The sequence below is a fragment of the Pseudarthrobacter defluvii genome (assembly GCF_030816725.1).
Classification (GTDB): domain Bacteria; phylum Actinomycetota; class Actinomycetes; order Actinomycetales; family Micrococcaceae; genus Arthrobacter; species Arthrobacter defluvii_A.
On record NZ_JAUSYG010000001.1, the window covers coordinates 4,375,934 to 4,395,149 of the forward strand.

General features: G+C 65.3%; 14 protein-coding genes, 2 pseudogenes and 1 riboswitch. Of the genes and pseudogenes, 9 read left to right on the forward strand and 7 right to left on the reverse strand.

All coding sequences use genetic code 11. The features are described 5' to 3' along the window. Positions 1 to 24: 24 nt before the first annotated feature. Both QF031_RS20440 and QF031_RS20445 read left to right on the forward strand, forming a co-directional pair. Positions 25 to 1,995, forward strand: coding sequence for a hypothetical protein (locus tag QF031_RS20440; RefSeq protein WP_307432549.1), 1,971 nt, complete (start codon positions 25 to 27; stop codon positions 1,993 to 1,995). Continuing rightward, positions 1,992 to 3,005 (forward strand): aminoglycoside phosphotransferase family protein, encoded by a 1,014-nt coding sequence (locus QF031_RS20445; protein WP_307432552.1) that lies wholly within the window; start codon positions 1,992 to 1,994, stop codon positions 3,003 to 3,005. The genes QF031_RS20440 and QF031_RS20445 overlap by 4 nt, the downstream gene beginning before the upstream one ends. A 28-nt stretch (positions 3,006 to 3,033) precedes the next feature. On the opposite strand, the gene QF031_RS20450 is transcribed toward QF031_RS20445, so the two are convergent. From QF031_RS20450 to QF031_RS20460, 3 genes are all read right to left on the reverse strand, one after another. After that, positions 3,034 to 4,521 (reverse strand): lipopolysaccharide biosynthesis protein, encoded by a 1,488-nt coding sequence (locus QF031_RS20450; protein ID WP_307432554.1) that lies wholly within the window; start codon positions 4,519 to 4,521, stop codon positions 3,034 to 3,036. Then, complete coding sequence (locus QF031_RS20455) at positions 4,518 to 5,711, reverse strand: glycosyltransferase (RefSeq protein WP_307432557.1); 1,194 nt, start codon at positions 5,709 to 5,711, stop codon at positions 4,518 to 4,520. Before QF031_RS20455 ends, QF031_RS20450 begins: the two co-directional genes overlap by 4 nt. A gap of 133 nt (positions 5,712 to 5,844) precedes the next feature. Next, positions 5,845 to 6,966: a glycoside hydrolase family 16 protein gene (locus QF031_RS20460; RefSeq protein ID WP_307432560.1), complete on the reverse strand. Its 1,122-nt coding sequence runs from the start codon at positions 6,964 to 6,966 to the stop codon at positions 5,845 to 5,847. A gap of 6 nt (positions 6,967 to 6,972) precedes the next feature. Further along, a riboswitch (cyclic di-AMP (ydaO/yuaA leader) is annotated at positions 6,973 to 7,118 on the reverse strand. A gap of 377 nt (positions 7,119 to 7,495) precedes the next feature. Here QF031_RS20460 and rpsF point away from each other — a divergent pair. From rpsF to QF031_RS20490, 6 genes are all read left to right on the forward strand, one after another. Further along, on the forward strand, positions 7,496 to 7,801 hold the full coding sequence (gene rpsF, locus QF031_RS20465; RefSeq protein WP_013602900.1) for a 30S ribosomal protein S6: 306 nt from the start codon (positions 7,496 to 7,498) through the stop codon (positions 7,799 to 7,801). 70 nt (positions 7,802 to 7,871) lie between these two features. Then, positions 7,872 to 8,447, forward strand: a complete 576-nt coding sequence (locus tag QF031_RS20470; protein WP_141158852.1) for a single-stranded DNA-binding protein — start codon at positions 7,872 to 7,874, stop codon at positions 8,445 to 8,447. A gap of 125 nt (positions 8,448 to 8,572) precedes the next feature. Beyond that, positions 8,573 to 8,812 (forward strand): 30S ribosomal protein S18, encoded by a 240-nt coding sequence (rpsR, locus tag QF031_RS20475; RefSeq protein ID WP_003800144.1) that lies wholly within the window; start codon positions 8,573 to 8,575, stop codon positions 8,810 to 8,812. 17 nt (positions 8,813 to 8,829) lie between these two features. Further along, positions 8,830 to 9,282: a 50S ribosomal protein L9 gene (rplI, locus tag QF031_RS20480; RefSeq protein ID WP_018769834.1), complete on the forward strand. Its 453-nt coding sequence runs from the start codon at positions 8,830 to 8,832 to the stop codon at positions 9,280 to 9,282. Positions 9,283 to 9,361: 79 nt separating this feature from the next. Beyond that, complete coding sequence (locus QF031_RS20485; RefSeq protein WP_307432563.1) at positions 9,362 to 10,210, forward strand: PhzF family phenazine biosynthesis protein; 849 nt, start codon at positions 9,362 to 9,364, stop codon at positions 10,208 to 10,210. A 116-nt stretch (positions 10,211 to 10,326) separates the two neighbouring features. Next, the gene (locus QF031_RS20490; protein ID WP_307433544.1) at positions 10,327 to 10,953 is read left to right on the forward strand and encodes an FMN reductase; all 627 of its coding nucleotides are present in this window, start codon (positions 10,327 to 10,329) and stop codon (positions 10,951 to 10,953) included. Positions 10,954 to 11,007: 54 nt separating this feature from the next. On the opposite strand, the gene QF031_RS20495 is transcribed toward QF031_RS20490, so the two are convergent. Beyond that, the gene (locus QF031_RS20495) at positions 11,008 to 11,574 is read right to left on the reverse strand and encodes a hypothetical protein (protein WP_307433547.1); all 567 of its coding nucleotides are present in this window, start codon (positions 11,572 to 11,574) and stop codon (positions 11,008 to 11,010) included. A gap of 753 nt (positions 11,575 to 12,327) precedes the next feature. Between QF031_RS20495 and dnaB the strand changes: the two genes are divergently transcribed. Beyond that, positions 12,328 to 13,713: a replicative DNA helicase gene (dnaB, locus tag QF031_RS20500; RefSeq protein WP_307432564.1), complete on the forward strand. Its 1,386-nt coding sequence runs from the start codon at positions 12,328 to 12,330 to the stop codon at positions 13,711 to 13,713. Here dnaB and QF031_RS20505 read toward each other — a convergent pair. The 3 genes and pseudogenes from QF031_RS20505 to QF031_RS21515 all read right to left on the reverse strand — a co-directional run. After that, positions 13,710 to 14,684, reverse strand: coding sequence for an acyl-CoA thioesterase (locus QF031_RS20505; RefSeq protein ID WP_307432567.1), 975 nt, complete (start codon positions 14,682 to 14,684; stop codon positions 13,710 to 13,712). The genes dnaB and QF031_RS20505 overlap by 4 nt on opposite strands. 101 nt (positions 14,685 to 14,785) lie before the next feature. Continuing rightward, positions 14,786 to 16,597 (reverse strand): annotated as a pseudogene (locus QF031_RS21510) (rhamnogalacturonan lyase); the annotation flags it as partial. Between the two features lie 630 nt (positions 16,598 to 17,227). Beyond that, a pseudogene (locus QF031_RS21515) lies at positions 17,228 to 19,186 on the reverse strand (SGNH/GDSL hydrolase family protein); the annotation flags it as partial. Between the last annotated feature and the right edge of the window lie 30 nt (positions 19,187 to 19,216).

Here is a 19,216-nt window from a genome sequence, read left to right on the forward strand (position 1 = left end):
CAGAACAACTTGGGGGATTCGACCATGGATATCGCCAGTGACCTTCCCGTTCCGGAAGAGCTGGGGGCCATCGGCCGCCCAGTAGGGCAACCCATCCCCGGAAGCCAACAAATCCACCCCCGGGTGGCCGCAGTATTCCACGACCTTGACGGGGCGGGACTGCCCTGGCTCCTGCTTCGCGGGGAGGACGATTTGGCCCTGCCGTCAGGGGACGTGGACATTTTGGTGGACAGGCAGCTCCTGCCCAGCCTGGACGGATTGATGGCGGATGCAGGGTTCTGCCGGGTCCTGGCATGGGGCCACGGCAGCCACCGGTTCTACTTCTGCTATTCCGTGGATGAAGGCGCCTGGATCAAGCTTGACGTTGTGTCGGAACTGGCTTTCGGGCCTTACCAGCAGTGGCGGACCTCGTGGGCGGCGCGGTGCCTGCGGCGCCGGATCCGCAACAGCTCCTACTGGCTTCCGGATGCGACGGACCAGGCCTGGCTCCTGCTGCTGCACCTTTTCATGGACAAGGGTGACGTGGCGCAGGAACGGCAGGCACTGGCCCGGGCGGCTGCCAGGGTGGCGGCCGACGGCGGCAGGATCGCGGAATCGGTCCGGCGGCGGGTGGGTGCCGGGCTGGCAACGGACATGCTGAACCTGGTCCTGGCCGAACGGTTCAGCGACGCGCCCGCCATCGCTGCCCGGATGCGGGGGTCCTGGAGCGGCGGCGCAAACGCCCGGCTCATTGCCGCAGCCAACCGGTCGCTGAGGCGATCGGGTGCCCGGCTGCAGGGGCATACCCCTTTGCTGGGCGTCATGGCTCCGGATGGGGCCGGCAAGACGACTCTTCTAAACGGGCTGCACGCCGACGTGCCGTTGCCCACCAAATACGTCTACATGGGCCTGTGGGGGGCCGGGCCCTGGGACAAGGCGCTCAACCGGATTCCAGGAGGCCGGACGGCCAAGAAGGTATACCGCCTGGTGCGCGGTGGCATCCTGGCCAGGTTCTACCGGCGCATCGGCAAGGTGGTGCTGATGGACCGGGTGGCGTATGACGCTTTGCTTGGAGGCCCAGGGGACGGTGTGCTGGCCCGGGTGAGCAATGCGCTGGCCCTGGCAGTGATTCCTGCCCCGGATGTGCTCCTTGTGCTGGATGTTCCCGGCGCAGTCATGTTTGCGCGGAAGGGGGAACACAGCCCCGAGCTCCTGGAATCGTGGCGGAACGACTACCTGAAGCTTGCCGCCCGGCTCCATGGCAGCAGGGTGGTGGATGCCGCGCAACCGGCAGAGGCTGTGCAGCGCCTGGCCACCGGCATCATCTGGGACTCGTTCTCGCCTCCTGCCAGTGCGGGAACCGGCCATCGCCCTCCCCACCCGGATTCCGCCGTCGAGCCCCCATCCCAGGGTGGCACTGCCGCTGAAGCCGGTGCGGGAGAGGCTTTGTCCCTGCATCTCTGGCGGCTCCTGGACTGGCGGTTCCTTCTTCCCGTCCTGCAGCCACGCACTCTCGGCTTCGCAGGACAGGTGAGCCCGGAGGCAGAGTCAGCACTGCGGCTGCTGGACCCGGCAGCTGCGCGGCTGCCTGAACCGGGAACCGGGGCCGGCGGGACCTGTGACGTGGTGCTGCTGGCCTCACCCGACGGCGGCCAGCTGGAAAGCGCCGGACTGGCGCTGGAACCGGGCGGCTGGATCTGCGTGGAAGCCGACCGGTCCCTGCTTCGGCGCTCCGGCCCCCGCACCCTGAGAGGCTGGAAACGGACCTTGGAGCGCCGGGGATACCAGGACGTTGCCTTGTACTGGAATGCGCCCAACCGGGAACGGACCGCCAGGCTGGTTCCGATGGAGTCCGGCGCGTCCATCCGGGACACCCTGGCCCTGCGGAAGGACGTGCGGTTCGGGGCACTGAAAGCGGCTGCGGTGCGCATGGCACTGGCGTTGCGGGTCTTCGACCTCCTGGTCCCCGAGGGCACGGTCACAGGCCGGCGGCCGGAAAGGAATGAGCAGCCATGAACTTCGTGGACCAGTTCCTGCAGGACCACTTTGAAGAGTTCACCCTTGACCGGTATGGCCTCGGGAAAAACTGGGAGACGCTCCTGCTGACCCCGCGCTTCGCCACCTCCCGGCATGTGGTGGCCCTGGTGTTTCCTTCCAGGGGGAGCGAACCCGCCCTGGTAGTGAAGGTGCCCCGCCAACCCGGCGACAACAGCGGCGTCCGCCGGGAAGCTGCCATGCTGGACCAACTGTCGGCCGCCGTCGACAGCACCGGTGGCGGGGTTCCGCGCCTGGTGGGCATCAAGGATGCGGGGCCCTTCACGGTCCTCGTCGAAACCGCATTGACCGGCACGCCCCTCGACCCCCGGACGGTGGCAGCAGACCTGCCCTCCGCCGTCGCCACCGGGACCGAATTCGTCGCTGCCCTTCCCTGCACCCGGGCAGCAGCCGATAACGCGGACTGGTACCGGCGCGCCGTCGCCGCGCCGCTGGCGGCGCTCGAGGGCCTGGCGGGACCGGACGCCCAAACCTGCGAACTGGTTGAGCGGACGCACCAACTCCTGGGACCCCTGAGCCAGGCGCAACTCCCGGCTGTGATCGAACACGGCGACCTCAGCCACCCGAATTTGCTCGTCAAGCCCGGCGGCGCCCTGCAGGTCATGGATTGGGAACGGTCGCTCACCGACGGCGTGCCCGGGCACGACCTGGTCTTCTACCTCCAGTACCTGAGCGAGTCCAGCGAACAGGCGTTCGACAGGGAGGCCCAGTTGGCTGCCTTTGATAAGGCCTTCGGCCAGGGCGGCTGGGCATTGGACCCCCTGTCCCGCCACCTTGGCATGAGGGGAGTGGACCAGGCGCTCCTACCCCTGCTTGTCATCGCAACCTGGGCACGGTCCACCGCCACGCTCGCCGACCGACTGGCGCAGGAAGCCGAAGCGGACCCGTCACAGGGCCGCGGGAAAGTCCGCGCCGCACTCCAGGCCGACAGGGACTTCTGGCTGTGGCGGCACGTCGTGGAAGCGGCGTAGGACGGACCAGCCGCCAGGAGGTCCGGAGCTAGGAGGTCCGGCTCTCAGTCGCCCCTGAGTCTTCATGATTGCGCTTGAAAAGCCGCAGGATCTCGTCGTGCAGGTCCCGGTAGCCGAACCGCAGCACTGTGTACACCAGGCCCACACCGGCAAGCACCATGATTGCCAGTGTGGGGACGGGTCCCAGCGCAGGCCGGGCGAGGTTCAGCAGGCCCACCAGGCCCACTGCGGCACCGCACACCAGGCCAGGCGCCGCGGCGCGGATCATCCGGCGCATCCTGGTGCCCATCACCTTAACGGCCACCACCTGCATGCCGAACGCGAAGACCACGGCCACCACCATCTGGGCGCACGCGACGCCCACAATGCCCCAACGGGTGGCGAAGATCAGGGCGGGGATGAGGACCACCAGGCGGACCACGGAGATCCAGATGGAGAGCCCGGGCCTGCCCAGGGCCTTGTAAACGTCGTTCGCCCCGGCACCAAGGGACCGGGCGGCCGCGTACAGGGCAAGGAATACCAGCGGCGTGACTGACCCCTCCCACTGCGGCCCGAAAAGGACCGGCACCAGGACGGGGGCCACTACTGCCAGTCCCACACCGGCCGTAATGCCATACAGCGCCTGCACCGTGACGCTCTTCAGGTACCCGTCCCGCAGCCGCTGCCGGTCGCCGCGGACCTGCGTGTACAGCGGGAACAGGACGGTGGAAAGCACGAAGAAGACATTCAGGATCAAGGCCTCGGGCAGCCGGAAGGCCAGGGTGTAGAGGCCCAGTGCCTGGGCGCCCAGCACCACGCCGATGACCAGGTAGTCGACATCGAAAACCGCCCTGGCGAGCAGGGTGCTGCCGGCAACGGGGGCACCGAAGCGGACGTTCTCGCCGATGGCGCTGCGGCTGACCCGCCAAAGCTGCCAGGGTGCTTCATGGCGGATCAGGAACCAACAGGTGGCGGCGTAGGCCACGGATCCGGCAGCTGTTCCGACGGCGAGCGACCAGGCGCCGTGGCCGGTGAAGGCCAGGTACAGCGTTACCGTGCCCATGGTTGCGGCTCGCAGCACGGGCGCCGCGGTCAGCTGCCTGAACTTCAGGTCCCGGCGCATGATGGCCTCCGGGACGGCGCCGCACGCGGTGGCCAGCACCGAAACCCCAAGGACCTGCACCAGGGGGGCCACGCCGTCGAGCCCCACAAGGTCCTCGACCGCGTCGGCGCCAAGCACCGCCGCCACGGCAAGCGCCGCGCCCAGGGCAACCGAAAGCAGCAGCGCCGAGCGCGCTATGACCGGTGTCTTTGGGAGGTAGACCAATGCCTGGCCCACGCCGGCATCGGCGATGGTTTCTGCATACGCCATAAGCACCAGTGCCAGGGCAACGAGACCGTATTCCCCGGGGGACAGCAGCCGCGCCAGCACCACTGTGGTGACCAGCACGATCACCCTGCCGGACGCGAAAGCCAGGCCCTGCCACAGGGCGCCCCGGACCCCCTTGCGTTCCAATTCCCCCGGCGCGTACGTCACGGTTGCCTGTTCGGTTGGGGGAGCTCCCATGCCTGGGGAGACGCAGCCGCTGCCGCACGGATTTCTTCCAGGTATTCCGCTGCCACCGTTTCCCAGGACCGGACGGCGGCAGAGGGCCCTCCTGTGGTTCGGGTTTCCGGTGGTCCTTCCGGTGGCCTTGGGAGGGTGAGCTGCTCCACCACTTTTCGCACAAGTTCGTCCATGTTGCCTTCAACGGTCAACAGCGGGTGTGCGGGCAGTTCCCTGGCAGCCACCGGCGTTGCCACCACGGGCAGCCCGGCCGCGAGGGCTTCCAGCACGGAGTTACGGATGCCAACGCCGTGTTCGTCAGGGAAAACTGCCACATCAGCCCCATGGAAAACGTCCAGGATGGAGGGGACGTTGGCCAGGATATCCACCCGGGGGCCGGCCAGTGCCTGCACCGCCGGCGTTGGCCGGCGCCCCGCGATGACGAAGCGGGCGTCCGGCACCTTCCGCCACACCTGCGGTGCCACCCTTTCAACCAAAACGGTGGCGCTGTCCACATTCGGGGCATAGTTGAGGCTGCCCGCGAAGCACACCACCGGTACATCCCGCTGCCTGCGGGGACCTGACGCCACTTCCGTTCCGTTCGGGATGCTCCTGACCGGCCTGCCAAGCCTGGCGGACCATGCTGCAGCATCCTGCGCCCCGACGGTCAGCAGGCGGGCCCTGGACGGCAGCTGCCGTTCAGCCCGGGCCGCCACTTCTTCACGCAGCCGGTAGGCGGGCCGGAACGTGCGTGCGATGGCCGTGTCCATCCCGGCCCGGATGGACCAGGGGTCCACGGTCTGCAGCGCCAAGGGCCCGGTTACGTGGTGGGACAGGAAGAGGGCGTGCGGTCCGTGGATGAGGGTCGCGTCCTTGCCCGCGGAGAGCCGGGCGGCTGCGGCTCGGGCGGATGGTGTGGCACGCCGCTGTTTCCCGAGACCGGTGAGGCCGCCCACGGAGCGCACGAAAGCGGAAAGTTCTTCCCTCGGGGCCAGCTCGTACACGGTCTCACAACGCTCCCGAATTTCTGCCGGGACCGGAACGGGGCCCGAGAACGTCAGCAGCGTGACGGCAACGTCAGCAGGAAGGTGCAGGATCACCTCGTACGGGATCATGGAGCTTCCATCCCCGAGTTCGGGGTCCCGGTTGGGCACGCTTTCGGTCACGTACAGGAGCTTCATTGCAAGAGTGTAATGGATCACACCACGCCTGGCAGGGTTGCTTTGGGCAACCTTGAGCGAAACCAGAGGAAAGATGAAAGAACGACGGCGGGAGGTCCCGCCGTCGTCCTTTCTTGGCGTGGGGCGTGGTTGGCTACCGCCAGGCGCGCACGTAGTCCACCATCATCTGGGACTGCGGGCCGTATGCCGGGTTCGTGGACGACGCGCCCACGTTCAGGACGATGTACTGCGGGGCGTTTCCGTCGCTCGTGGGGTAGGACTTGACCTTGACGCCGTCGAAGTACACATCCGAGGAGTTGGCCATCCGGTGCAGGCCGAACGTGTGGTATTCGTTGGCCCAGTTCCCGCCGACGCCACCCTGGTTCTGTGAGCCTGAACTTGAGTGGTAATTAACGGTCATCCTGGCCTGGAGCACTTCGGCGATGTCGTTCTCGCCCGTGGCCGGCCAGGACTGGCCCGTGGTCCAGAAGGCGGGCCAGTTGTAGAGGCCGTTCGCGTTACCCGCGAACTTGATGCGGGCCTCGACGTAGCCGGTGGTGAACTGGAAGCCGGTGCCTGCTCCGCCCTTCGGGTTGGTCGACACCAACGCACCCGACGTGGACGATGCGAGGCCCAGGGCAAGGTTTCCATCCGCCACCGAGACGTTGGCGGGGCTGGTGGAGACTTTGTTCATGGTTCCGCAGCCTGGGGAGAACCAGCAGTTCGACCACTTGGCGGTATCCAGGCCGGCGCCGTTGAAGTCATCAGCGAAGGCAAGTGACCAGTTGCCGGGCACTCCCGCGGGCATCGGCGTGCCGCTGCTGGCCAGCTGGGCCGCGGCGGCGGGTGCATGGGCGCTGGGGGCCTGCGGGGGAGCCGGGGCGGCGGGCGCCGGCGGCACTGCGGCGGGGGCAGGTGCCTCGGGAAGAGGAAGGCTTGCGGCAGGAACGTCGGCCGGGGAAGGTGCCGGAGCAGGCGTGGCGGGGGCAGCAGCAACTGAAGGTTCCTGCGTGCGGACATCGTTTACAGGGACATCGCTGCCAGTATCGGAGGCGCTCGCCACCCGGGCCACAGCTGTGGGCTGCGTGCTGTGGGTCAGGCCGAGGCCCAGGGTTGCCGCACCGAGGAGTGCTGCGGCAACGCCGGCAGCGAGCGGCCAGGGCCGCCGTACGTGGCTTTGTTTCGCCTTTGAGGAAGGAGGGAGCGGAGCGCCGGAAGTTGTCTCGTCTTGATAACGGGGTGCCGGGTTTGCAGTGTGGCTGCGGTCTGCAGGCATGGGGAAGTGACCTCTCAACGCCTGCGGAGTTAGCTGTCGGGTTCGAATGAGGCATCCGGCCGCGCGTGCGGCTTCACCCCCAGGGCAGGCGCAAGCCAAGCCCGTGACACGTGGGTCCCCCGCCTCTGCCTGGAACTTGATGGATCGCCGGAAGCGGCAGAGTTGGGCGACATCCGGGATTAGGGCCGGCTGGGGGCGGCCCCCGCACGACCGTACACGAACTCCGGCGTAAAATCACAATTAGGTAACGGGACTCACGCCGCAGGCCCGCGGGAATGCCTCGACTTGATGGCGTCCCTGCCCTGGCCGGGTTTTCCACATGGCAGCACCGGCGCTGTCCGCTCCGGGCATCACCCGCCTAGCCTTGAGTCAAGCGCGAATCGCCTATCGGGCCCAAATGCACTAAGATATTGAAGTCTGTGCTGCGTCCTGCCTCCGTTCCGGTGGCATGCCACTGCATGGAATCGCAAATGAACCTCCTGTTACGGAAATGCCGTAACCGCTTAGCCCAAAGGAGGTGGGTTCACATATGCGTCCTTACGAATTGATGGTAATCATCGACCCCGAGGTCGAAGAGCGTACCGTTGAGCCGTCGCTTCAGAAGTTCCTGAACGTCATCACCAACGATGGTGGAACCATCGAGAAGGTTGACATCTGGGGCCGTCGCCGCCTGGCTTACGAAATCAAGAAGAAGTCCGAAGGTATCTACGCCGTGGTGAACTTCACCGCCAAGCCGGAAACCGCCAAGGAACTTGACCGCCAGCTGTCTCTTAACGAGACCATCATGCGCACCAAGATCACCCGCCCCGAAGAGCAGAAGGTTGTTGCTGAGTAATTCAGCCGTCTTCATTCTTTACCCCGCAGGAAACGCACTCTTCACCCAGGATCGAACAAGGAGGCAGTAGATGGCAGGCGAGACCACCATTACGGTCATCGGTAACCTCACCAATGACCCGGAATTGCGGTTCACACCGTCAGGTTCGGCAGTAGCGAACTTCACCATCGCTTCCACCCCCCGTACCTTTGATCGCCAGTCCAACGAGTGGAAGGACGGGGAGACCCTGTTCCTCCGCGCCGCTGTGTGGCGTGAAGCAGCCGAAAACGTTGCCGAGTCCCTGACCAAGGGAATGCGCGTCATCGTGACCGGCCGCCTGAAGAGCCGCTCCTACGAAACAAAAGAAGGCGAAAAGCGCACCGTTATCGAGCTTGAGGTCGACGAAATCGGCCCCAGCCTGCGCTACGCCAACGCCAAGGTCAACCGCACCCAGCGCTCCGGCGGCCAGGGTGGCGGCGGCTTCGGCGGCGGCAACAGCGGCGGTGGCTTCGGAGGCGGCAACTCTGGTGGAAACCAGGGCGGCAACTCCGGTGGAGGCTGGGGCGGCGGCAACCAGCAGGCTGCACAGGACGATCCCTGGGCCACGCCCGGTGTGTCCAATGCAGGCGGCTGGGGCAACGGCCCCGATTCCGAACCTCCCTTCTAAAACCCAAACAACGGCCCGGCGCGGGACTGTCAGGGTGCGCAATGCACCCAAAGCAGCTGCCGCCGTCGGACCACCACCATCCCGTGGATCAATATCCACGGGCTCCCTAGAATAGGAGCTCCACGATGGCTAAGGCTGAACTCCGTAAGCCCAAACCAAAGTCCAACCCCTTGAAGGCCGCTGACATCACTGTCATCGACTACAAGGACGTAGCATTGCTGCGCAAGTTCATCTCCGACCGCGGCAAGATCCGCGCCCGTCGCGTCACTGGCGTCACGGTGCAGGAACAGCGCAAGATCGCCCAGGCAATCAAGAACGCCCGCGAAGTTGCTCTGCTGCCTTACTCCGGCGCTGGCCGCGGCTAAGGAAGGGATTAACTAACATGGCAAAGCTCATTCTGACCCACGAAGTCACCGGTCTCGGTGCTGCTGGCGATGTTGTCGAGGTCAAGGACGGTTACGCACGTAACTACCTGCTGCCCCGCAACTTTGCCCTGACCTGGTCCAAGGGTGGCGAGAAGCAGGTTGAGTCCATCAAGGCTGCCCGCGCCGCCCGCGAGCACGCTTCCCTGGAAGATGCTCAGAAGCAGGCCGCTGCACTGTCTGCCAAGCCGGTCAAGCTGGTTGTCAAGGCCGGCGAGTCCGGCCGCCTGTTCGGCACCGTCAAGCAGGGCGACGTTGCTGACGCTGTTGAGGCCGCTGGCCTTGGCAAGATCGACAAGCGCAAGGTTGAACTGCCCGCACACATCAAGTCGGTTGGTTCCTACCAGGCCAACGTCCGCCTCCACGCTGACGTTGCCGCTGTGATCGAACTCGACGTGGTTGCCGGGAAGTAATTTCCCGAGTGCGTCAAGACCCCCGCTGCCGGATTCCGGCGGCGGGGGTCTTTCGTTTTGGCGGTGGTAGCCTGCTCCGGTGAACCTGACACCCCGCAGCCGTCCTTTCCACCAGGTGGATGTATTCGCCAGCCAGCCCTACCGCGGCAACCCGCTCGCCGTCGTCCTTGAAGCCCAAGGCCTGGATGCTGCCGCGATGCAGCGCTTCGCCAACTGGACCAACCTTTCGGAAACCACCTTCCTCCTGCCGCCCGAGGATTCCCGGGCTGACTATAAAGTCCGCATCTTCACCGGCTCGGAGGAGTTCCCCTTCGCAGGCCATCCCACGCTCGGCTCTGCCCATGCCTGGCTGGACGCCGGGGGAGTGCCGAAGGCGGAAGGCTACGTAGTGCAGGAGTGTGCCGCTGGGCTGGTCCGGGTGAAGCGTGACGGCGGGAGGCTGGCTTTCGCCGCACCTCCCATGACGCGCTTCGGCCCGGTGGAAGCGCCGGTGCGCCGGCACTTGGCGGAGGCGCTGCGGGTGCCCGCGACCGATGTTCTGGACGCCGCCTGGCTGGTGAACGGCCCCGAATGGATCGGTGTCCTCCTGGGATCCGCCGAGCAGGTGCTGGCCCTTAAACCGGACTTCGCGGGTATGGGCGACCTGAAGATCGGTGTAATCGGGCCGCACGCCCCGGGCGCCGGCAGCGACTTTGAGGTCCGCACGTTCCTTCCGGGTGACGCCGTGACGGAGGACCCCGTCACGGGCAGCTTCAACGCCGGTGCCGCACGGTGGCTGATGGGAAGCGGGAGGGCGCCGGAGCAATACCTGGCCACCCAGGGGACCGTTCTGGGCCGTGCGGGGCGCATCCACGTCAGTGCCGAAGACGGGGAAATCTGGGTGGGCGGTGATTCCACCACCTGCATCAGCGGGGCCGTGCTGCTCTGACCCGGGTCTGATCAGGGAATCGCAATCCGGCCGGGAATACTTCGGTGCAGGCAGCAGTTCAGGAGTATAGATGCAAATACATGTATGATGAAATGAACGAGCACCAGGAGAATGCCATGGAAATCCGCCGCATCACCGTCCTTTCCGCAGGGCTCGGCGTGCCCTCATCGAGCAGGCTGCTGGCCGACCAGCTCGCAGCATCCGCCCAGCGTCAGCTCACGGCAGCCGGCTACGACGTGGCCGTGGACGTCATCGAACTCCGGGACCTTGCCGTAGACATCGCCAACAATTTCGTCACCGGCTACGCCCCACTACGCCTGGCGGAAGTCATCGCCGGAGTGGAGGCATCCGACGGGATCATCGCGGTGACGCCCGTCTTCAGCGCCTCCTACAGCGGGTTATTCAAGTCCTTTATCGACGTCCTGGACCCGAAGTCGCTGGACGGCAAGGCGGTGCTGCTCGGCGCTACCGGCGGCACCGACAGGCACCAGATGGTTCTGGACTACGCCCTGCGCCCGCTCTTCACATATCTCCGCACCCGCATCGCTGCAACCGGCGTGTTCGCAGGACCCCAGGACTGGGGAACTGCGGAAGAGGGCGGCGGGTCTCTCGCGGACCGCATTGACCGCGCCGCCGCCGAGTTTATGCGGCTGCTTGAAGGGCCGCAGCCAGGCCGGAAGCCGGCCCCGCTGGAGTCCCTGCCGTTCGAACAGCTGCTCGCCGGTATCTCAGGGTCCCGCTAGTCCCACGGCAGCTTGCCGTCCTGCCTGATTCGTCCTGCATTGGCCGTCCCGCGGTCAGTCGTCCAGTAAGGCAATGAACTCCCGAGCCTGCGTAAGCGAGATATCGGAGTGCCGGGTCAAGGCGTTGGCCGCGGCCTCCGTGTCGCCGCTTCGGGCCAGGGTTCGGATCCTGCCGTAAATCTCGTCATTGAGCATGTTGCTGCTCACCTCGCGCGTGACGTCTCCCTTGCTGGCGATGGCACGGTAACGGTAAGGGAACCGCTGCGGCTCGTCGTCGTCCTCTTCGACGGCCTGTGCGGGCTCCTGGCGCCGGAAGGGCTGGGGGTGGGCCGCCAGGGCGCCCACTGCGTCGCGCGAGGCCCGCAGGCCCTCCCCGGTGATCTCGTAATACAGCTTGATGGCGGCCATGGCCTGGCCCTGCGCGATCAAGGCGTAAACGCGCCGGTGTTCGTCTTCCGACAACCGGTCGGCTGCTGCCCGGGCCAGCTCCTGTGGTGCCTTCGCCGGTTCGGCCTGGCTAGCAGGGCGTCCCGTCTTGCGTTTCCGGGCGGCACGGTACGCCACCGTCACCCCCGCAACCACCGCGAGCAGGATAAGGACCGGGACCACAAGGGATTCCATTTTCACGAGCCGTTCTGTTTACTTTCTGGCCTCGCCAGGGGATGTTGCTTCGCTGGCGATACGTCCAGCGACCCTGTTGCTGCCGACCGTCCAGCTGCATGGTCTGGCTACCTAGATCTTAATCCAGATCATGGTTATCCACAGCAATATGCACGGGTCCACATACAGTGTCGGCCCCTGCCCGTCAAACTCCCGAAGGGGAATATGAGGAGTATCGCAGCGTCGACCCGGAACCGTTCCGGCGCGCCCGGTACGCGCTCCTCCGGCGACAGTGGGTTGTGCGGCCTGTGGATGAAATTCCGTCAAAGAAATATTTACTCCACATGCCTAATCTCGAGTTTCCGCAGGTCAAAGGCTTGTTTGGGGATAAAAAATTTTTGTATCCACAGGCTTCCCCACAGGCTGTGCACAAGCTATGCCCCTTACTGCACAGGTTATCCACAGGGGTTCGAGCATGCTGGCTTTGCTCCTGACACGACCGCCGTTAGCGTAGCGGGGTACCTGTCCTCCGCGTCCCAAACTGGGCCATCATCCTTTCGGTGGCGACCCAGCGTGCCGCTCCCCAGGCGACCCTGTGGAAAAGCTGTGGATACTGGGGATAACTCCCAGGCGGAGGTCACGTGGGAGCAGTCGGGGCTTGATTGTCAGAGCCAGCGGGTAGACCTGGACAGGTGGCGGGAGCCGGTTTACCGGAGGCCGCCGGGCAGGATGGATCACCGGGCACGCGCCCGGTACAAATGGAGGACGGCAGTTTTGTCAATCGCGCATCTGGACCCTGTCGAGGCGACCCGTGGATCGGATACCAGCCGAAAGCCCCCACAGGACATCGCCGCTGAACAGTCTGTGCTGGGCGGCATGATGCTCTCCAAGGACGCCATTGCGGACGTCGTGGAAATCCTCCGCGGACAGGACTTTTACCGGCCCGCCCACGAGACCATTTACGAAGCCATCATCGATCTCTACGGCCGCGGCGAACCCGCAGATGCCGTCACCGTCTCGGATGAGCTGACCAAGCGTGCCGAGATCAACAGAATCGGCGGTCCGGCCTACCTGCACGAACTGATCCAGACCGTCCCCACCGCGGCCAACGCCGGCTACTACGCCGAGATCGTGGCCGAACGGGCGGTACTTCGCCGGCTCGTGAACGCCGGCACCAAAATCGTCCAGTTGGGCTACGGCTCGGACGGCGAGGTTGAAGACCTGGTCAACCAGGCCCAGGCAGAGGTCTATGCAGTGGCCGAACGCCGCACCGCGGAAGACTACGTGGTCCTGAAGGACGTCATGGAGTCCACGGTGGACGAAATTGAGGCGTCCGGCCACCGCGGGGAAGGGATGGTGGGTGTCCCCACAGGCTTCTACGAACTTGATGAACTGACCCACGGACTCCACCCGGGCCAGATGATCGTCATCGCCGCACGTCCCGCCGTGGGCAAGTCAACCTTCGCCCTCGACTTCGCCCGCTCCGCAGCCATCAAGCACAACCTGGCCACCGTCATGTTCTCCCTCGAAATGGGGCGCAACGAGATCGCCATGCGCCTGCTGTCCGCCGAGGCCACCATCAGCCTCCAGGATCTCCGCAAGGGCACCATCAAGGACGAGCAGTGGTCCAAGATCGCCACCACCATGGGGCGGATGAACGATGCCCCGCTGTTCATCGACGACAGTCCCAACATGTCCCTCATGGAGATCCGGGCCAAATGCCGCCGCCTCAAGCAGCAGCATGACCTCAAACTCGTCATCCTGGACTACCTCCAGCTGATGAGTTCCGGCAAGAAAGTCGAGTCCCGCCAGCAGGAAGTCTCCGAGTTTTCCCGTGCACTGAAGCTCCTGGCCAAGGAACTCCAGGTCCCCGTGATCGCCCTTTCGCAGCTGAACCGCGGATCCGAACAGCGCCAGGACAAGCGGCCCATGGTCTCGGACCTCCGTGAGTCCGGCTCGATTGAGCAGGACGCCGACATGGTGATCCTGCTCCACCGCGAGGATGTCTACGACAAGGAGTCCCCGCGTGCCGGCGAAGCCGACATCCTGGTGGCCAAGCACCGTAACGGACCCACCAAGGACATCGTCGTCGCGTTCCAGGGCCACTACTCCCGCTTCGCCAACATGGCGGGTGACGCCGGCGGCGGCGGTGGCTTCTAGGCGCCCTGCCCGAGCAGGTGGTTGGGGAGCCGGTTGCCCGGAGCGGTGCCCCTGATCTCCAGCAGTTCGCGGGCGTGGGCGTGGAGCCGTTTGTCCTCATCGCTGACCGGCACCCAGGCGGGCACGGGCACGGAGGTGCCTTCGTCGTCGCGCGCCACCATGACGGTGAGGCAATAGGTGGTGAAGTTAAGCTCCCGGCCCTTGGGGTCGCCGGAACGGACGTGGACCGCGATATGCATGCCCTTGGTCCCGGTGTACACCAGCCGGGCTTCCACCTCCACCACATGGCCGATCAGCAGCGGCCGGTAGAAGCGTACGCCGCCGGAGAATACCGCCACGGTATCCCTGCCGCAGTAGCGTGAGGCACACACGTAGGCGGCCTCGTCGATCCACTTCATGACAATGCCACCGTGGACCTTTCCGCCCCAGTTCACGTCGGTGGGCGCAGCCATGAACCGCAGCGTTACGCGCTCGGCCGTACCGGCGTCGGTATATTCCTGTCGGTTCATAGCTTCCACGATCTGCTCGCGGACCTTGATTCTGGCCAGCGCGTGATCCCGCTGTTCGATCTCGGCGGGAGTTGTTGGTTCAAACTGCTGCACGGGCACCGGCCTGCCGTCCGCCCCTACGGCAACGAAGATCACCATGCACGTGCTGCGCATTGTGGCGGGGCCGCCTTTCGGGTCGCCGGAGGAGACCACGGTGCGGATGTGCATGGATGAGCGGCCGGTGTAGACGATGGTTGCCTCGACCTCCACCATGTCGCCGCTGTTCACAGGATCGGCGAAGTGGATGTTGCCGACATAGGCGGTCACGCAGTAGGACTTGGCCCAACCCACCGCGGCGGCATAGGCGGCCTTGTCCACCCACTCGAGTACCGTGCCGGCATCCACCGATCCGCTGTGCCCCACGTCCATGGGCGCGGCGAGGAAGCGAAGGGTCACGGAGTTGGGCCTGCCGGTCTCAGTCATGCTGCGATCTTACTGACGGCCCCGGTTACCGGCCGGTTGGGTCCTGCAACAAACTGCCCCGCCCGCCGGAAGGGCGGACGGGGCAGTATAGGGCGGTTGCGTTAGTGGCGGGTGTAGACGATATCAGGCTGGGCCGGCAGGTCCATGCCTTCACCGATAAAGAAGCCCGGGTGCGGCGGTTGGTTGTATGCCACGTTTTCGCGGGCCACGGACTGCCGGTACACCGGATCGTGCATCAGCGTCCGGAGCCGAACGTCCGTGGCAGCTGTTGTGGTGTAGATCCGCAACTCTGTGCTGTCCGCGGACGGCCAGGCAATTTCTTCCCGCCAGTCACCAAGGAGGTCGGCCTGGATGGCTGGCGTGCCCTTGGTGCCGTTGTTGGACTTGGCACCGGTTGCCGTCACCAGCCTGTCGGTGGACCCGGTTTCCCAGTTCCATTTGCCGATGCTCGGGGTTCCGGTGTTCGTTGTGGCATTCCAGTCGTGGTCCACGATCTCACGTAGCAGGTCACCGTCCCACCAGGCCAGGAAGTTGGCCGCAGGAATCTTTTCGGAGATCAGCTCGCCCTTGACGGAACGGAGTTGGCCAACCGGGGAATTCCAGGCGGCATCCCCGCCGATGGCCCAGCCTTCGGCCCCGGCGTAGCGGGGGTCGATGTCGTCCATCGCGGCCCGGCCGGTGTCCTTGACAGCAGGAATGCTCCACAGCACCTCTCCCGTTCTTGAATCCCGGAAGGTGGCGCCCAGGTTTCCGCTGGCACCCATTTCTTCGTGTGCGGCGAAGGTCTCCAGGCCTGGGCGTGAGGGGTCGAAGTCGCTGGTGTGGATCGCATCCCCATGTCCCAGGCCTGTGGTGTAGAGCGCCTTGCCGTTGTCGTCGATGGTCATGGAGCCGAAGATGAACTCGTCCTTGCCGTCGGCGTCGACATCGGCCACGGACATGTTGTGGTTGCCCTGCCCGCGGTACTGGGTTCCGGCGATATCGGAATCGAACGTCCAGCGCTTGGTGATCTTTCCCGCCACCAGGTCGTACGTTGCCAGCACTGCCCGGGTGTAGTAACCGCGGCTGAACATCATGGACGGGTGCTCGCCGTCCAGGTATGCCACGGCACCGAGGAACCGGTCCACGCGGTTGCCGTAGGTGTCTCCCCAGGCCCCGACATCCCCGCGGGGCGGATCGTAGGCAACAGTGTCCATGATGGTGCCTGTTGCGCCGTGGAATACGGTGAGGAACTCCGGACCACTGAGGACATAGCCGCTGCTGTTGCGGTAGTCCGCTCCGGCGTTGCCGATCACCGTCCCGGCGGCGTCACGCGTTCCGTCAGCAGTCTTCATGGCTACCTCAGCCTTGCCGTCGCCGTCGAAATCGTAGGCAAGCAGCTGGGTGTAGTGTGCTCCGGCGCGGATGTTCGGCCCCATGTTGATCCGCCAGAGCCTTGTTCCGTCCATCCGGTACGCATCCACGTACACGGTGCCCGTGTAGCCGGCCTGGGAGTTGTCCTTGGCATTGGACGGGGACCACATCTGCAGGATTTCGTAGGTGCCGTCGCCGTCCAGGTCGGCCACGCTGGCGTCCCCGGCGGAATAGCTGTAGGGCTGGCCGTCCTTGGTGTAGTCGTCTGCCGGTTTGTCCAGCTTGATGGCCAGGTAGTCCTGCGCCAGGGGCGTGAATTCAGCGGTCAGCTGATCACCGCCGTTGCCCACGCTCTTGATGACGTATCTGGACGCGGCGGTTCCGGCCGGATCCAGGAAGGTGGTGCTGTTGCGGATCGGTTCATCGGTGAGCTGGACGCCGTCGCGGATGACGTGGAAGCCGATCTGTTCCGGGTCGAGGCCCAGCATGCGCCAGCCTACCCGGACACCCTGGCTGGTGAGCAGTGCCACGGGCGCGCGGTCGATGGCTTCCATCTGCCGGTTGACGACGGTGACCTTTTCGGTGCCCACTACTGCCGACGGCAGTGACTCGCCGCCCTTGTTCACCGCGGTGAGCCGGTAGTAGTTCTTGATGGTGGTCAGCACGGTGTAGTCCGTGTAATTCACCTCCGCTGCGCGGCCCACGTACTCGAAGGGACCGTCCGGTGAGGTGGACCGGTAGACCTGGTAGGCGGCAGCCTCCTTCACCTTCTGCCATTTCAGCGTCACGCTGGTCTTCTCCACGGCCTTGACATCCACCTTGCCGGGGGCTGCAGGAACCGCGGTGGCCGGGTCCACCAAGGCGGTGTCGACAGTGTTGGAAGGAACCGATTCCAGCCCGGTGTTGTCCACAGCGGTGACGTAGTACTGGTACTTCAGCCCTGGGAAGGCTGTGGTGTCCTGGAAGGCGGGCGCCGTGACGTGATCCGCAATGAGCTCCGGCCCGGATTCGAAAGACGCCTTGCGGAACACCTTGTAGGAGGCGGCGTCAGGCACCCCGTCCCAGGCCAGGTCCACAGTGGGAGGTTCGACTGAGGCGTTCACCGACGTGGTGTGCAGGTTGGTGGGCCCCACCAGCAGCGGCGTGACTTCCAGCCCGTTGAGCCGCTGGCCGGAGCCGCTGATGGTCAGGTTCAGCTGTCCGTCGGATACCAGGACCTGGTTGATGATTTTGGTGGCGGAAGATGCCTTGCCGGAGGAAACCTGCCCGAATGGAACGCCTTCCGCCGCTACATCGGTCCTGGTGGAGCCGATCCAGTCGCTGTGGTGCGTCTTCAGGGCGTAGGTGCCGTTGGGAACGTCGAGCTGGAACTCGAAGCTGGAGCCGCTGAGGACAAAATCGCGCAGCAGGTTGGACGTTACGGCGCCGCGGTCCCGGTCACTCAGGACGGAGATGTCCTTGAAGCCGAAAGTGCGGCCGGGCGTGTAGGCCATGGTCCGGTTCACCTCGGTGTAGCCGGGCTCCACGGGAGCGCCCACCGGGCCGAAATCGAACTTGTACTTGGCCTTCTTGGTGGTCAGGCTGAGGGCGTCGCTTGGTTCGGAGAGTCCCTTGCCGTTCAGGGCGGCAACACGGACGCTGTAGGCGGTCCCCTCCTCGAGGCCGGTCAGGTTGGCTGTGGGCACGGTGGCGGTGGTGGTGAGCTTGAAGGCGCTGTCCGGTTCGGAGGCCAGCTTGCGGTAGACCTTGTAGATGTCCGTGCCTTCCACGGCCTGCCACTTCAGGAGTGCGCCGGCGTTGGAGATGCTGCCTGCCACGAGGCCCTGCGGCGTGGCAGGAACGGTCGACGGCGGGGCCACCTCCTTCACGCGCGCAGCCAGCGGAAGGTTGAGCTGCTTGAGGTCCCCAGCCACCAGCCGGGCGATCTGGATGGCCCCGTACTCCTGGAAGTGGGTGTTGTCCACGGTCCCGGTGGGCCGGTTCGGGTAGACGCCGGCGTCGACGTGAAGGAAGACGGACTTTGTGTCCTCGGGGCCGATGGCGTCGTAGTAGGCGCGGCTGGAGGCGGAGAGGTCCACGAGCGCAACTTTTTCTTCGGCTGAAAGTTCCTGCATCTTGGCCACATATTCCGGGAAACTGACGTTGAATTTGCCTGTTGCCTCGTCATAGTCCCGGCGCCCCACGGGTGTCACCAGGATGGGGATGGCCCCGCGCTGGCGTGCACCGTTGACATAGGTGCGCAGGTACTCCTTGTAGTCGGCGGGGGACGCGTAACGGTCATCGACGCCAATGGTGGCATCGTTGTGGCCGAACTGGACCATCAGGTAGTCGCCGGGGTTGATCACGCGCAGGATCTCATCCAGGCGTCCTTGGCTGATGAAGTTCTTGGAGCTGCCCCCGCCGATGGCATGGTTGTGGACGGATACGGCGCTGTCGAGGTAGCGGTCGATCATTTGACCCCACCCCGCCTGGGGAACGTAGCCTTCGTCATAGGTCTGGACCGTGGAGTCGCCGGCGAGGTAGACGCCGGGATCTATGGTGGCAGTTCGCGGGGCCCGTGCGGCGATGACCAGGGAGTTGATCTTCGCTGCGGTCCCGGTGAAGTCGAGGTTGAGCTGGCCATCCACGAGTGAGATGGGGAATTCCATCTCCAGGTATTGCCCGGCAGGCTTGTCCGTCAGCTGGACCTTTGCCATCTTTTCCGCGGTGATCGCGATGTTGGTGGCTTCCGTGGCGTCGCCGGCGACGAGCTTTACGGTGTAGTCGCCGTTGGGCAGGTCGACCAGAAACGTGCTCCCTTGGGCCTGGACGAAGTCGGAGCGGAGCGCATCCCCGGTGCCACGGTCAGCGCCGGAGGTGGCGGTGGTATCGGTAAAACCGAACTTGGCTCCTGCCGAATACTGATCACCGGCATCCACAGCGGTATAGCCATCGGCAGTTGCGCCGGGGCCGAAGTCGAATTTGAAGCCGCTTCCCACTGCCGGCAGCGTTGTGTCGGCGTGTACTGCGGGCAGTCCGGTGAGTGCGATGGCGGCGGAGACTGCGGCAGCAGTGACAGCTTTGGCGCCGGCGAGCCGCACACGCGGCGGCCTGGGCGGCGGACTCTCCTGCTGTTGAGGTGTGGGGCGCTCGGAATGATTCACTGGCATCTCCTTCGATGAGTGTGCTAGGGCGTGTCT